At 63.4% G+C, this 13,487-nt stretch carries 17 protein-coding genes; 8 read left to right on the plus strand and 9 right to left on the minus strand.

Going from position 1 to position 13,487, the window contains the following annotated elements; all coding sequences use genetic code 11:
- The first annotated feature begins 86 nt into the window (after positions 1-86).
- Complete coding sequence (locus tag LE197_RS17910; RefSeq protein WP_003106665.1) at positions 87-701, plus strand: cold-shock protein; 615 nt, start codon at positions 87-89, stop codon at positions 699-701.
- A gap of 48 nt (positions 702-749) precedes the next feature.
- Here the strand turns inward: LE197_RS17910 and LE197_RS17915 are convergent, their stop codons facing one another.
- Positions 750-959: a SlyX family protein gene (locus LE197_RS17915; RefSeq protein ID WP_003086099.1), complete on the minus strand. Its 210-nt coding sequence runs from the start codon at positions 957-959 to the stop codon at positions 750-752.
- Complete coding sequence (locus LE197_RS17920; RefSeq protein WP_023109095.1) at positions 960-1,388, minus strand: HIT family protein; 429 nt, start codon at positions 1,386-1,388, stop codon at positions 960-962.
- A gap of 718 nt (positions 1,389-2,106) precedes the next feature.
- On the opposite strand from LE197_RS17920, the gene LE197_RS17925 reads away from it, so the two are divergent.
- Positions 2,107-3,432: an OprD family porin gene (locus LE197_RS17925; protein ID WP_003107743.1), complete on the plus strand. Its 1,326-nt coding sequence runs from the start codon at positions 2,107-2,109 to the stop codon at positions 3,430-3,432.
- Positions 3,433-3,495: 63 nt separating this feature from the next.
- On the opposite strand, the gene LE197_RS17930 is transcribed toward LE197_RS17925, so the two are convergent.
- Positions 3,496-3,903, minus strand: a complete 408-nt coding sequence (locus tag LE197_RS17930) for a PaaI family thioesterase (protein ID WP_003086091.1) — start codon at positions 3,901-3,903, stop codon at positions 3,496-3,498.
- Between the two features lie 107 nt (positions 3,904-4,010).
- Here LE197_RS17930 and LE197_RS17935 point away from each other — a divergent pair, with 107 nt between their 5' ends.
- Positions 4,011-5,726, plus strand: a complete 1,716-nt coding sequence (locus tag LE197_RS17935) for a proline--tRNA ligase (RefSeq protein WP_003102377.1) — start codon at positions 4,011-4,013, stop codon at positions 5,724-5,726.
- Between the two features lie 8 nt (positions 5,727-5,734).
- Positions 5,735-6,691: a hypothetical protein gene (locus LE197_RS17940; protein ID WP_003102379.1), complete on the plus strand. Its 957-nt coding sequence runs from the start codon at positions 5,735-5,737 to the stop codon at positions 6,689-6,691.
- A 16-nt stretch (positions 6,692-6,707) separates the two neighbouring features.
- On the opposite strand, the gene LE197_RS17945 is transcribed toward LE197_RS17940, so the two are convergent.
- Together LE197_RS17945 and LE197_RS17950 are read right to left on the minus strand one after the other, a co-directional pair.
- On the minus strand, positions 6,708-6,983 hold the full coding sequence (locus LE197_RS17945; protein ID WP_003102385.1) for an acylphosphatase: 276 nt from the start codon (positions 6,981-6,983) through the stop codon (positions 6,708-6,710).
- The gene (locus LE197_RS17950; protein WP_017148810.1) at positions 6,983-7,447 is read right to left on the minus strand and encodes a TlpA disulfide reductase family protein; all 465 of its coding nucleotides are present in this window, start codon (positions 7,445-7,447) and stop codon (positions 6,983-6,985) included. Before LE197_RS17950 ends, LE197_RS17945 begins: the two co-directional genes overlap by 1 nt.
- Positions 7,448-7,791: 344 nt before the next feature.
- On the opposite strand from LE197_RS17950, the gene LE197_RS17955 reads away from it, so the two are divergent.
- On the plus strand, positions 7,792-8,175 hold the full coding sequence (locus LE197_RS17955; protein WP_003109947.1) for a hypothetical protein: 384 nt from the start codon (positions 7,792-7,794) through the stop codon (positions 8,173-8,175).
- 10 nt (positions 8,176-8,185) lie between these two features.
- Here LE197_RS17955 and LE197_RS17960 read toward each other — a convergent pair whose 3' ends face one another.
- Positions 8,186-8,371 (minus strand): hypothetical protein, encoded by a 186-nt coding sequence (locus tag LE197_RS17960; protein WP_003112577.1) that lies wholly within the window; start codon positions 8,369-8,371, stop codon positions 8,186-8,188.
- Between the two features lie 158 nt (positions 8,372-8,529).
- The gene (locus tag LE197_RS17965) at positions 8,530-9,765 is read right to left on the minus strand and encodes a YihY family inner membrane protein (RefSeq protein WP_016561606.1); all 1,236 of its coding nucleotides are present in this window, start codon (positions 9,763-9,765) and stop codon (positions 8,530-8,532) included.
- Positions 9,766-9,889: 124 nt separating this feature from the next.
- Here LE197_RS17965 and arsC point away from each other — a divergent pair, with 124 nt between their 5' ends.
- Genes arsC through LE197_RS17980 form a run of 3 tightly spaced genes read left to right on the plus strand, consistent with a single transcriptional unit; the run spans position 9,890 to position 11,257 of the window.
- Entirely contained in the window at positions 9,890-10,243 is a 354-nt protein-coding gene (arsC, locus tag LE197_RS17970) for an arsenate reductase (glutaredoxin) (RefSeq protein WP_003102393.1), read from the plus strand.
- The gene (wrbA, locus tag LE197_RS17975) at positions 10,240-10,836 is read left to right on the plus strand and encodes an NAD(P)H:quinone oxidoreductase (protein WP_003102394.1); all 597 of its coding nucleotides are present in this window, start codon (positions 10,240-10,242) and stop codon (positions 10,834-10,836) included. Before arsC ends, wrbA begins: the two co-directional genes overlap by 4 nt.
- Before the next feature lies 1 nt (position 10,837).
- Positions 10,838-11,257: a DUF2069 domain-containing protein gene (locus LE197_RS17980; RefSeq protein WP_003102396.1), complete on the plus strand. Its 420-nt coding sequence runs from the start codon at positions 10,838-10,840 to the stop codon at positions 11,255-11,257.
- A 176-nt stretch (positions 11,258-11,433) separates the two neighbouring features.
- Here the strand turns inward: LE197_RS17980 and hda are convergent, their stop codons facing one another.
- Both hda and LE197_RS17990 read right to left on the minus strand, forming a co-directional pair.
- Positions 11,434-12,138, minus strand: a complete 705-nt coding sequence (gene hda, locus LE197_RS17985; protein ID WP_003102398.1) for a DnaA regulatory inactivator Hda — start codon at positions 12,136-12,138, stop codon at positions 11,434-11,436.
- A 201-nt stretch (positions 12,139-12,339) separates the two neighbouring features.
- Complete coding sequence (locus tag LE197_RS17990; RefSeq protein WP_003112582.1) at positions 12,340-13,377, minus strand: DUF2066 domain-containing protein; 1,038 nt, start codon at positions 13,375-13,377, stop codon at positions 12,340-12,342.
- Between the last annotated feature and the right edge of the window lie 110 nt (positions 13,378-13,487).

The raw sequence follows: 13,487 nt of genomic DNA on the forward strand, positions 1-13,487 counted from the left end.
CGGCCTTCCTTCCGCACCTTTCGTTTCATGCACCGAAGCGCTGTCCGGCTACTTGATCGTTACCCCATCAAGGTGAACTCATTGACATGTTGAAAATCGTCCTTCTGGTCACGGGCGTCGCCGCCCTATTGCTGTCCTTCATTCCCAGCCTAAGAACCGAAGCCACACCCTTCCTGCAACATCCCGATGCCATCTACCTGGCCATTCTGGGCCTGATCAACCTGCTCTTCGCTCCCGTACTGCAATCGTCACATCCAACCCGCCCGCTGCAGGCCGGCGCAGCCGCCCTGCTGGTCCTGGGCGTCGTCCTGCAGGCACTGATCCTGCTGGCGCCGCTGCCGACCATCGCCGACCAGCCGGCGATCGTCCTGCCCCTGCTAAGCCTGGTGCTGGCCACGGCCCTGCAACTGGCGGGCAGCCTGAAACCCGGCAAGCCGGTCTCGCGCAGCGCCAGCGCCCCGGCAGCCCTCGGCGGCAGCCAGGACAGCGGCAACCGGGAGACCGGTACCGTGAAGTGGTTCAACACCTCAAAAGGTTTCGGCTTCATTTCCCGCGATTCGGGCGAGGACATCTTCGTCCACTTCCGAGCGATTCGCGGCGAAGGCCACCGCATCCTCATCGAAGGCCAGCGCGTGGAGTTCTCGGTGGTACAACGGGACAAGGGCCTGCAGGCGGAAGACGTGATCGCCTCCCGCCGCTGACCGCCGCGAAAAACAGAAAACCCGCCGAACGGCGGGTTTTTTGTGCATTCAATAATGGGGAGGAGGCGCTTCGTCTTCCCCCGCCTCGCCCACCAGCCCCTGGACGTCTTCCAGACGCTTGATCAATGCCGCGACCTGAAGCTGCAGTCGCTCGATGCTGCGCTGCTGCTCGACCACCACATCGTTGAGGGCCTGCAAAGTGTCATCCTGGAAAGCCTGGCGGCATTCCAGGTCATCCATGCGCGCGTCCAGCTCCATCTAGGCCTCCCCGGCAAAACGGAAGCCGTCGGTCAGCACCATCCGCAACTTGCCGCGGATCGCCTCGACCTGCTCGGAAGAATAAGGCCGAGCCGGATGGCGCCCCCAGACAGGGCCGGGCCAGGCGTCGTCACCACGTCGCCGGACGATCACGTGCATGTGAAGCTGGCTGACCACATTGCCCAGGTTAGCGACATTCATCTTGTCCGCACGGAAGGTGTCCTTGAGCACCTCTGCCAGCAGCGTGGCCTCGCGCCACAGCGCCTGCCGGTCATCGACATCGAGCTGGAACAGCTCGGTGACATCCTCCCGCCTCGGCACCAGGATGAACCACGGATAGCGGGCATCGTTCATCAGCAGCAGGCGGCTGAGGGAAAAGTCGCCGAGCAATAGGGTGTCCTGCTCCAGCCGGGGATCCAAAGCGAACATACTGACCTCTCCTGTTCGACCGTCGTTCATGGACAGCTTAGCCCCTCCCTCCGGGAAGGGCCCCGCCGTAACTGCCGCGCAGGATACTTCGCCGCCCGGCCAAAGCAAGCCCACACATCCGCCCGCCCCAGCTTGGCGCGCCTCTCCAGCCGAACGCCCCATAAGATGCCGGCCAAATGAATACAGCGCGACGCCGAACATAAGACATGCCGTGGATACAAACGCATTCGCCACAGACAACTCGATGGCAACCAACCCTTGAAGCAGACGGATTACAATCAGGTTTCAAAGCATAATTCGTTTGCTTTCAAACAGAATAGCCTCGCTCTCGAAGAGACCAACTGGAATACATAGGCGAAGCCATTTTCCAATTTGTGCACGGAGTTTGCTTATACCTCTTTCATCACAGTAAGAGGGGCCGTACGGAACATGACATTTTTATTACAAGGCCCCGCCAATCGGGAAAAGCGACTTGAGAAGCGACCTCAACAAGAGTGACCAACCCCGCGACATACGTCATTTTTTCAACTGCGCACCTACGCAGATGCGACATGCGTCATGCAATTTTGCGACAGCACGGTAAAGAATCCGTCGCTTCGGAACCTCAACTATCGCCAAGAAACACTGCGTGCTATAAGTTAGCGCCGACAAGAAGAACTAGCCGTCACTGCGGCACTGTGATGGCAGAGATAATTTCAAAACCAAAGGAGCAATCACAATGAAAGTGATGAAGTGGAGCGCCATTGCACTGGCGGTTTCCGCAGGTAGCACTCAGTTCGCCGTGGCCGACGCATTCGTCAGCGATCAGGCCGAAGCGAAGGGGTTCATCGAAGACAGCAGCCTGAACCTGCTGCTCCGCAACTACTATTTCAACCGTGACGGCAAGGAAGGTCGGGGTGATCGCGTCGATTGGACCCAGGGCTTCCTCACCACCTACGAATCCGGCTTCACTCAAGGCACCGTGGGCTTCGGCGTCGATGCCTTCGGCTACCTGGGCCTGAAGCTCGACGGCACCTCCGACAAGACCGGCACCGGCAACCTGCCGGTGATGAACGACGGCAAGCCGCGCGATGACTACAGCCGCGCCGGCGGCGCCGTGAAGGTGCGCATCTCCAAGACCATGCTGAAGTGGGGCGAGATGCAACCGACCGCCCCGGTCTTCGCCGCTGGCGGCAGCCGCCTGTTCCCGCAGACCGCGACCGGCTTCCAGCTGCAGAGCAGCGAATTCGAAGGGCTCGACCTCGAGGCAGGCCACTTCACCGAGGGCAAGGAGCCGACCACCGTCAAATCGCGCGGTGAACTCTACGCCACCTACGCCGGCCAGACAGCCAAGAGCGCCGACTTCGCTGGCGGCCGCTACGCGATCACCGACAACCTCAGCGCCTCCCTCTATGGCGCAGAGCTGAAAGACATCTATCGCCAGTACTACCTGAACACCAACTACACCATCCCGCTGGCCTCCGATCAATCGCTGGGCTTCGACTTCAACATCTACCGCACCACCGACGAAGGCAAGTCCAAGGCTGGCGACATCAGCAACACCACCTGGTCCCTGGCGGGCGCGTATACCCTGGACGCCCACACCTTCACCCTGGCCTACCAGCAGGTGCATGGCGACGAGCCGTTCGACTACATCGGCTTCGGCGGCAACGGTTCCGGCGCCGGCGGCGACTCGATCTTCCTCGCCAACTCCGTCCAGTACTCCGACTTCAACGGTCCTGGCGAGAAATCCTGGCAGGCCCGCTACGACCTGAACCTGGCCTCCTACGGCGTTCCTGGCCTGACCTTCATGCTGCGTTACATCAATGGTAAGGACATCGACGGTACCAAGGTCGATTCCAGCTCCTCCTATGCAGGCCTGTACGGCGAGGATGGCAAGCACCACGAAACCAACCTCGAAGCCAAGTACGTGGTCCAGTCCGGTCCGGCCAAGGACCTGTCGTTCCGCATCCGCCAGGCCTGGCACCGTGCCAACGCCGACCAGGGCGAAGGCGACCAGAACGAGTTCCGCCTGATCGTCGACTATCCGCTGTCGATCCTGTGATCGACCGACAGGCAACGAAAAAACCCGGCATCGCCGGGTTTTTTCTTCTTGGCGGCAACGCGCCTATAAAGGAAGGGCGTAGGTACCGGTGACATGGGCCACCAGGTCTTCCTCATTACTCTGCGAAAACACCCCGACCTCGCAGACGACCTGGCGCCGCCCCAGCTTGAGGATGCTCGCCTCGGCCAACAGGTCCTCGGGCCTGGGCTTGCTGAGGAAGTTGATGTTCAGGTTCGAGGTCACGGCCATCTCGACCGCCCCGAGACGCCCGAGAATGACCGCGTACATCGCCGCGTCGGCCAGCGCCATGATGGTCGGGCCGGACAGCGTTCCACCGGGACGCACCAGCTTGCCGTGAAAAGGTATGCGCGCCAGCGCATGTCGTTCGTCGAGACGCTCGACACGAAAATCGATGTCCTCGGCCATGGGCAGCCCCATGCGGATCAACGCCTGTACCTGCGCCGCGTTCATTGCCTGCTGACTCCTCATCATCGATGGCCGGCGCCCTGTACGCAGCCAGACCGGCACCGTACAATGCCCAGCCATTCCTCCCGATACAACCGACATAACGGCCAAAGATGCGTACCAGTCAGTATCTGCTTTCCACGCTCAAAGAAACCCCCGCCGACGCGGTGGTAATCAGCCATCAACTGCTGCTTCGCGCCGGCATGATCCGTCGCCTGGCCTCGGGTCTCTACACCTGGCTGCCAATGGGCCTGCGGGTACTGCGCAAGGTCGAGACCATCGTCCGCGAGGAAATGAACGCTGCCGGCGCCCTGGAAGTGCTGATGCCGGCGGTGCAGCCGGCCGAGCTGTGGCAGGAGTCGGGGCGCTGGGAGCAATACGGCCCTGAGCTGCTGCGCCTGAAGGACCGCCACGAGCGCGAATTCTGCGTAGGCCCGACCCACGAAGAAGTGATCACCGACCTCGCGCGCAACGAGCTGAACAGCTACAAGCAACTGCCGATCAACTTCTATCAGATCCAGACCAAGTTCCGCGATGAGATCCGCCCGCGCTTCGGCCTGATGCGCGGACGCGAATTCATCATGAAGGACGCCTATTCCTTCCACCTGAGCCAGGACTCGCTGCAGCAGACCTACGACGGGATGTACCAGGCGTACAGCAAGATCTTCTCCCGCCTCGGCCTGGATTTCCGTCCCGTGCAAGCCGACAACGGCTCCATCGGCGGCAGCGGGTCCCATGAGTTCCACGTGCTGGCCAACTCCGGCGAGGACGATATCGTCTTCAGCGACAGCTCCGACTACGCCGCGAACATCGAGAAGGCCGAAGCCGTGCCGCGCGAGAGCGCCCGCGGCAGCGCCACCGAGGACATGCGCCTGGTCGACACGCCCAACACCAAGACCATCGCGGCCCTGGTGGACGGCTTCCAGCTACCGATCGAGAAAACCATCAAGACCCTGGTGGTGCATGGCGCCGAAGAAGGCACCCTGGTCGCCCTGATCGTCCGCGGTGATCACGAGCTCAACGAAATCAAGGCCGCCAACCAGCCGCTGGTCGCCAGCCCGCTGGTATTCGCTTCGGAGGCCGAGATCCGTGCCGCCATCGGCGCCGGCCCCGGCTCGCTGGGCCCGGTCAACCTGCCGATCGCCTGCATCGTCGACCGCTCCGTCGCCCTGATGAGCGATTTCGCCGCTGGCGCCAACATCGAGGACAAGCACTACTTCGGCGTGAACTGGGAGCGCGACCTGCCGCTGCCCGAGGTCGCCGACCTGCGCAATGTCGTCGAAGGCGACCCCAGCCCGGACGGCAAGGGCACCCTGGTGATCAAGCGCGGCATCGAGGTCGGTCATATCTTCCAGCTTGGCACCAAGTACAGCGAAGCGATGAAGCTGAGCGTCCTGAGCGAACAGGGCAAGCCGGTCAACCTGATCATGGGCTGCTACGGCATCGGCGTATCCCGCGTGGTCGCCGCCGCCATCGAGCAGAACCATGACGAGCGCGGCATTCTCTGGCCAAGCGCACTGGCGCCGTTCCAGATCGCCCTGGTACCGCTGAAGTACGAAACCGAGAGCGTCAAGCAGGCGACCGACAAGCTCTATGCCGAGCTGACCGCAGCCGGTTTCGAAGTGCTGCTGGACGATCGCGACAAGAAGACCAGCCCCGGGGTGAAGTTCGCCGACATGGAGCTGATCGGCATTCCCCACCGCATCGTGATCAGCGACCGCGGCCTCAGCGAAGGCGTCCTGGAATACAAGGGCCGCCGCGACAGCGAGTCGCAGAACCTGCCGATCGGCGAACTGATGTCGTTCATCACCGAAAAACTCAGCCGCTGAGCGTAACGATGCCCACCGGAAGACCCCTGCGCCTATTCGCCGCCGCCCTGTGCGGCGGCCTTCTGCTGAGCGGCTGCGCCAACCAGTTGCCGCAGCGTAGCGAGCATGAGGAGCGCGTCGAGCGGAAGCTGCTCGAACACACCCTGCAAGTCGATGTCGGCCAGCCCGATGTGCTCGAACTGCCGCAGCGCCGGGTCCGGATCAACGACCAGAAGTCCTTCGAGGTCACCGAGTTCGAGGTGACGCGCCGTTACGACCGCTATACGCCGTACCAGGCCTGGCGGGAGATCTACGAGATCCCGTTGGGCGCGGTGGCGCTGGTGGCCGGCGTCGGAGCGAACATCGTCAACGTGGTGACCTTCGGCAGCGTACCGGACAACATCACCCACGGCTGGATCAACTACGGACTGGCCGGGGTGAATCCGTTCATGAACGTGGAATCCAACGGTCGCGCCGAACAGAATCTCGCGAGCATCGACGAGAAACAGCGCGACAAGCGCCTGGAATACTCCAGCCTGCCCTGGGCGGAGCGTCCGGTCCTGGTCAGTTCCGGCAAGGAACTCAACGAACTGCTTACCGACCGTCATGGCGTGCTGCGCCTCAACCTGCTCGACAGCCCCTTCGCCGAACAGGACATCAGCCGCATCTCGCAGATACACCTTTCGGTGAGCGACCCACAGGATGGTACCCGCGCCGATGCCAGCCTCCGCGTCAGCCGCAGCCTGCGCGGCAAGCTCCTGGAAGCTCACGCCCTGATCTATGACGACCTGGAAGGCGATGACGTCCACCACTGGGTCCATCGGGTGAAACGCCTCGCGGAGCTGGGCCTGGAAGAAGAAGCCAGCGAACTGGAACAGAGCCTGATCGAGCTCACGCGCAACGACCCCGAACTGCAGCAGCAGTTCATGCATGCCCTGCTCCGGGATGCCGGTCGCCTGGCCGCGGACCCTGGCGAGACGCCCTGACGGCGAACTCGACTCGTCAGCGACGGACGACGAAGCCAGCGATCCCCTGCAGCGGCATTTGCTCGACCTCGACCGCAGAGACCTCCGCGTGCCGCGGGCCCCGCCCCAGCCATCGCTCCAGGGCTTTCGCCCGGTCCTCCTCGCCCTCCCAGACGACTTCGACACGCCCGTCATCCAGGTTTCGCACCCAACCGTCGAGTTCGAGGCGATCAGCCTCTTCCCGGGTCGCCTGACGGAAACCGACGCCCTGTACCCGGCCGCCGACATAGGCATGCAAGCAGATCCTCGCCATCAGCGTCCCTCCCGCAAAGCCTCGAGCTGTTTCAATATGCCATCGGCCGTCTGCTCGCCCAGCAGACGCTGACGCATTTCCCCCCGAGCATCGACGATATAGGTGACGGGCAACGCTTCGCTGCGAGGGAGCTTGAAGCGAGGCGCCGGATCATCGGCCAGCACGGTGAAGCGAATCCCCATGCCATCGGCCGACTTCTTCAACTCGGCATCGCGCAGGCCATCGAAATTCACTCCAATGACGCGCCCGCCCTGCCCTCCCAGCACCTGCGCAAGGCGATTCATCTCCGGAATCTCGGTCCGGCAGGGCGCGCACCAGTCAGCCCAGTAATTGACCACCAGCCAATGCCCGTCCAACTGCTCCGCAGCGACAGGACGCCCGTCCTGGTCGACTCCGTAATCCGCCGAACAGCCCGCGAGAAACAACACCGCAGCAGCGCCCAGCGGGCGTAGCCAACTCCCCATGTCAGGAACCTCTCGAGTCAGGAAAACTTCGGCCGGACCAGGGCAACCCGGCGCGGCACTATGGCGAGACCTTACTGGAAGCCATCCACCTCTGCAAAACCGAGTGGAGACGAATATGGGAAGAAGAAGCCCCGATACTTCCTACAAGGCACAAAGTGCGAGAAGAGTCACGACGATCGCCGTCGAACCGCACAGTTTGACGCAAAGGACCACCCCTATAATCCGCGTGCCACACACGACACGACGACTCAACCGGCCGTATGCCCAGGCATCGGCAGGATCGACTTGGGGAGAAGTCGAGAGCGACGAGTCCGAAGCCCTTTTAAACGGACACACTGCTGCTTATGAAAGACCATCTGATCGGAAGCGTCCCCGCACACCTGGTGGATGCCGCACGCCCGACCCTGACAGCCCACGAGGGCCTGGTCGCGGACTACAACATTGCCGCCTGGCTACATCTTCCGGATGCCTGCGACCTGCTGGTGTCACTGGTGGTCAGCTATCTGGATGGCGGGCGCCAGCGCGAAGTGGCGGTGGATCACGGACGAATCGACCGCCAGCAACGCATCCTGCTTTCCGGCATTGCCCGCCTGCCCGTACGGCAGAAAGTGGAGAACATGCAGGTACGCCTGAAGTCGGCGACGGCCTTTTCCCGACTGGTCGTGGAGGAGTTCTTCGTACAAGCGGTGGAGCAGGAAAACAGGTCCCAGCAGGTGTCCGAAGCTTGAGCCGGATCGCTCAGCCCTGGCGCACCTGATCGAGCAGGGGTTCGTCCCGCGCTTTCTCAGGCGACGGTTCGCTGACGCTGCGCGCCGGCACCAGCGACTCCGGCCAACTGCTGAACTGCAGCCCGGTAATCCGGTTCAAACGCTCAAGCGCTGCCTGCTCATCCTTGTGATGCAAATGGACGACCTTGTTCGACATTGGGAGCATGAACGGGAACCTCGGCGGAACTACGGAGTGAAACGACTGTCACACGAGGGTTTGCCAGAAGCGTGCCAACAGCGCTTTCCCTGCGCTTGCTGGGGTTCCTCCGGCAGCATGCAGCGCCTCATGCACATCGTTCGCCGCAAACTGACACTTTACGTCACCTTCGCTCCCGAGGTTCCGTCCGCCAGCCAGTGGGCCAGGCTTTCTCCGAACAGCGCCTCCTGCTCCACCTGCAAGCGCTCCATGGCCTGCTGGAACGGCGGATACCACGCCTCGTCCAGATTCGCAGGCATGCGCTCTCGGCTAGGCATGGGCCAGGGGCAGCGATTCAGCAAGCGATGCAGACTGTAGGCGCCAAGATCCCGGCACAGCACCCACTCGCCTCCGCCGGCGCGACAGACGAACTGCTCCTTCTCGAGAAAGTCCAGCAGTTCCTCCCACTCATCCTCGGGCAACAGCCAACCCGCACGATGCAAGTGGGTCAGGCGCAGCGACTGTCCAAGCTGCTGGCGCTGGAGGAACACCCTCAGCACGCCGAGCAGGACGATCAGCTTGGGCAGCGAGCGCCGCCGCCAGAGACGGGAAGAAGAGAGATTGCAGACCAGCACCGCGCCGAACAGAACGATCATCCAGGAAAGATAGATCCACAGCAGGAAGATAGGCACGGTGGCGAAGGCACCGTAGATCAACTGGTAGCCGGGAAACAGGCTTACGTACAGCCCGAACAGGGTTTTCGCGGCTTCGAACAGTACCGCCGTGAACACGCCGCCCATCAGGGCATGGCGCACCGGGACCCGGGCGTTCGGGACCGCCGAATAGAGCAGGGTGAAGGCCGCCACGCTGAACGCCAGCGGCATCAGCCCCAGCAGCGTCTCCGCGCCCGGCAACGCGTCCGGGCCATGGAGCAGCGACAGCGAAGTGATGTAGGTGGTCACGGCGAAGCCGGCCCCCAGCAACAATGGGCCCAGGCTGAGGATCGCCCAGTAGAGGAGGAACCGCCCGACACCGCGGCGTGGCTGGCGAACCCGCCAGATCTCGTTGAAGGCTTTCTCGATGGTCACCAGCATGGTGAAGGCGGTGACTGCCAGAAAGACCACCCCGACCCAGGTCAGGTGCCGGGCCTGGGTGGTGAAACTCTTCAGGTAGGTTTCCACCGCTTCTCCAGCGGAAGGCACGAAATTGCGAAAGATGAAAGTCTGGATCGACTCGCCCATGCCATGGAATGCCGGAATCAGCGAAAGCATGGAAAACATCACCGTCATCATCGGCACTACCGCGAACAACGTGGTGTAGGTCAGCGCCGCCGCGCTGTTGGGAGCCTTGTCGGTGACGAAGCGATGAGCGAGGAAGCGAGCGAACTCGACCCCATCGTTGAAATGTTCGCGCATGCCCTCTCCTTGAAGTCGCGCCGGTTCTTCGCCTCTCGGGGCGGTACTTCGCGCCGACGGGTTCAGTCCTGGTCGACGAGGCGGTTAGAATAGCCGTCACTTCACCGGCCATGCGACCCCTGACATGAGCGAACTGATCCTGTTGCACAATCCGCGCTGCTCGAAATCCCGCGCAGCGCTCGAACTGCTCGAAGCCCGCGGCCTGCAACCGCAGGTGGTGCGCTATCTGGAAACCCCGCCGAGCGCCGCCGAGCTGAAAGCGATCCTGGCCAAGCTCGGCATTCCCGCCCGCCAGTTGCTGCGGACCGGGGAGGACGAATACAAGGCCCTCGGCCTGGATGAGCCCAGTCTTGGCGAAGAGGCCATCATCGAGGCAATGGCCAGGCATCCGAAGCTGATCGAGCGCCCGGTGCTGGTCGCGGGTGAGAAGGCGGTGGTTGGCCGGCCTCCGGAAAGAGTCCTGGAGATCCTCGCTTGAGCAGTCCCTACATCCTGGTGCTGTACTACAGTCGCCATGGCGCTACCGCGGAAATGGCCCGGCAGATCGCCCGTGGCGTCGAACAGGGCGGCTTCGAGGCGCGCGTACGCACGGTTCCCGCGGTATCCACCGAATGCGAAGCGGTCGCCCCGGACATCCCCGCGGAGGGGGCGCTGTACGCAACCCTGGAGGACCTGAAGAACTGCGCGGGCCTGGCCCTCGGCAGCCCGACCCGCTTCGGTAACATGGCTTCCCCGCTGAAATACTTCCTCGACGGTACCAGTAGCCTATGGCTGACCGGCGGCCTGGTCGGCAAGCCGGCAGCGGTCTTCACCTCCACCGCCAGCCTGCACGGCGGCCAGGAGACCACTCAGTTATCGATGCTGTTGCCGTTGCTGCACCACGGCATGCTGGTCCTGGGCATTCCCTACAGCGAACCCGCCCTGCTGGAAACCCGCGGCGGCGGCACGCCTTACGGCGCCAGCCACTTCGCCGGCGCCGATGGCAAGCGCAGCCTCGATGAGCACGAACTGACCCTGTGTCGCGCGCTGGGCAAACGCCTGGCGGAAACCGCCGGCAAGCTGGGGAGTTGAAATGGCCCGCAAGAACAAACCGCTGCCCGAAGTAGTGTGGCTGCAGCCGCGCCTGGCGCTCAGCCGCGCCATCAGCCTGGGAAGCTTCGTCGGCCTGGTCCTGCTCATCCTCATTCGCGACCTGATCTACGCGGACGCCCATGGTGCGGCGAGCTGGGTGCCCTGGCTGGTCCTCGCCTTCAAGCTGCTGCCGCTGCTGGTGGTGGCCCCCGGACTGCTCATGGGCAGCGCGCGCGGGCATGCCTGGGCCTGCTACGTGGTCAACCTGTATTTCATCCTCGGCGTACTCGCCGCCTTCGATCCCACGCAGCGCCTGTTCGGCTGGGCCGAAGTGCTACTCAGCGTGACCTTGTTCTGCGCCGCGCTGCTCTATACGCGCTGGCGATTCCAGTACGACCGACGGGTCGCCGGGGAACGCTGATGGTAAGGCAGGAGCCCCCTCCTGCCCTGCCGACCGCCGGGAAGCCTGCGGACAGCGCTCCAGTATTGCCGGCGCATGGATGGAGAGACGGATAGAAGGCGGTCACTTCCTGCCGCAAGCGAAACCCAAGGACTGCGGCACGGCCATGCGGGAGTTCGCCGACGGACTGTCGACGCTTACCAGCCGAGGGTTTCCTTGAGGAAAGGAATGGTCAGCTTGCGCTGAGCCTGGAGCGAAGCGCGATCCAGTTGCTCCAGCAGATCGAACAGAGAGTTCATGCTGCGCGAACCGCGGTTGAGGATGAAACGACCGACTTCATCGGTCAGATGCAGGCCACGACGGGATGCCCGCAGTTGCAGGGCACGAAGCTTGTCCTCGTCGGAAAGACCGTGCAACTGGAAGATCAGCGCCATGGTGAGGCGGGACTTCAGGTCCGGCAGCTTGACCTGCAGCTCCCGGGGCGACTTCGATGCCGCCAGCAGCAGGCGCCGACCGGTATCACGCAGTCGATTGAACAGGTGGAACAGCCCCTCTTCCCATTCTCGCTTGCCAACCAGCACATCCAGGTCGTCGATGCAGACCAGCTCGCACTGCTCGAGATCGTCGAAGATTTCCGGGCCGTACTGCACCAGATCGGCCATCGGCAGGTAGATGGTTCGCTCTTCGAACTGCTCGAAACGCAAGCAGGCCGCCTGCAACAGGTGGCTGCGGCCGACGCCGTCGTGTCCCCAGAGGTAGATGAGGCTTTCCGCCCAGCCAGCCTCGGCTTCGCACAAACGCTCGACATATCCCAGTGCCGCGGCATTGGCACCGGGATAGTAGTTGGCGAAGGTGGCGTCGTCGCGCAGACGCACACTGAGGGGAAGCTGAATAGGTTTCATGCCAGGCTGGGCGGACAATCCGAAAACGCCGCAGGAGTCACCGTAAAGGCTGCAAAGTTTATACGCCTCGGCAAGGCCGCACAATGAGCAACTAGGCAAGTAAAATCAAAGGTTTGCCGATAGCCGAGGCTCCTTGCCCAGAGCATCGGCCGGTCGCGCGCCGGCCCGCTCCGTTGCATAGAAGCGGATCGGCGCGCCGACTCACTGCCAGCGGAAATTCAGTTGGGTCGACGACGGCACCGCCGCGCTGGGCGCTGCGGGCTGGCCAGAGGCATCCAGCGGTACGCTGTCGGCCGGGATTTCCTGCAACTGCGCCAGGCCCAGCTGGGCACGCAATTGCTCGGGACTGGCCTTCACGGAATAGTCGAGGCGATCGCCCCGCACGCCTACCAGACGCGCGCCGAACGGATCGAGCAGGCGTTGCAACTCGGCATAGCGTGCCAGTGTCGCGCCCTGGACCTGGAGGGTCAGGCCGGTCGCCGCTTCCGGCGTGGCAACGAAACGAGTGGACAGGCGGTTGCCGACGGCCAGCATCACGCTGTCTGCCAACGCGTCGGGCGTAGCGCCTTCAGCCTGGCCTTGCTCTCGCGAATCGCCCATCCACAGCCGCCATTGCGCCTGCCATTTGCCGTCCGCCTCCTTGGCGTCCACTGCCAGCAAGGCATCGGCGGCATAACGCTCGGAGGCTGCGCGCAGGGCATCGGGTTGGGCGGCGGTGAGGTTTTCCGGGGTACCGACGATCTGTTCGTCGAGATCCGCCAGAGGCAGGCGCAACGGCAAGCCGCGGTTCTGCGCCGCACGCTTGAGCGGTTCGGCCGAGGCCTGGTTGTCACCGACCAGGGAGCTGCCATCGGCGCTTTCGTTCAGCCACCAGGCCAGCACCGCCGGCCGGTTGGCGCCCCAGCTCGGCAGGCCGGCGGCCCGCAGCGCATTACCGGTGGCGGTCGGATCGAAATCGACCACCAGCGCCAGCGGCGGACCATTTTCGAAGGCGTACTGGCTGATCAGTTGCTGCGGATCCTTCAGGTACCCCGCCAATGCCGGGTTCTGCGGCGCCTGCGGATTGCCGGTCAGGCGCACCAGCAGGGTCTGCAGGGCTCGCACCAGTCCGGCATCGCGCTCCCCGGGCTGCTGCGACGAAACCGGCTCGTGGACCTGGTAGAGATTGGGGACCGTTGCCGCGAAGACGGGCAAGCCTAGCAGGGAAAAACAGAGAACGAAGAGTCGGGCTATGCGCATGGAGGGCTCTCGACGAACGGATGGGAACGGCGGCGACGAGCTGTGAAGGCCGCGCAAGTGGACCTATACCTTAAACAGCAGTCCGTCCAGCGGCAACCGAGATGGCCGCT

Source organism: Pseudomonas sp. PS1(2021) (genome assembly GCF_020405165.1).
GTDB classification, from domain to species: domain Bacteria; phylum Pseudomonadota; class Gammaproteobacteria; order Pseudomonadales; family Pseudomonadaceae; genus Pseudomonas; species Pseudomonas aeruginosa.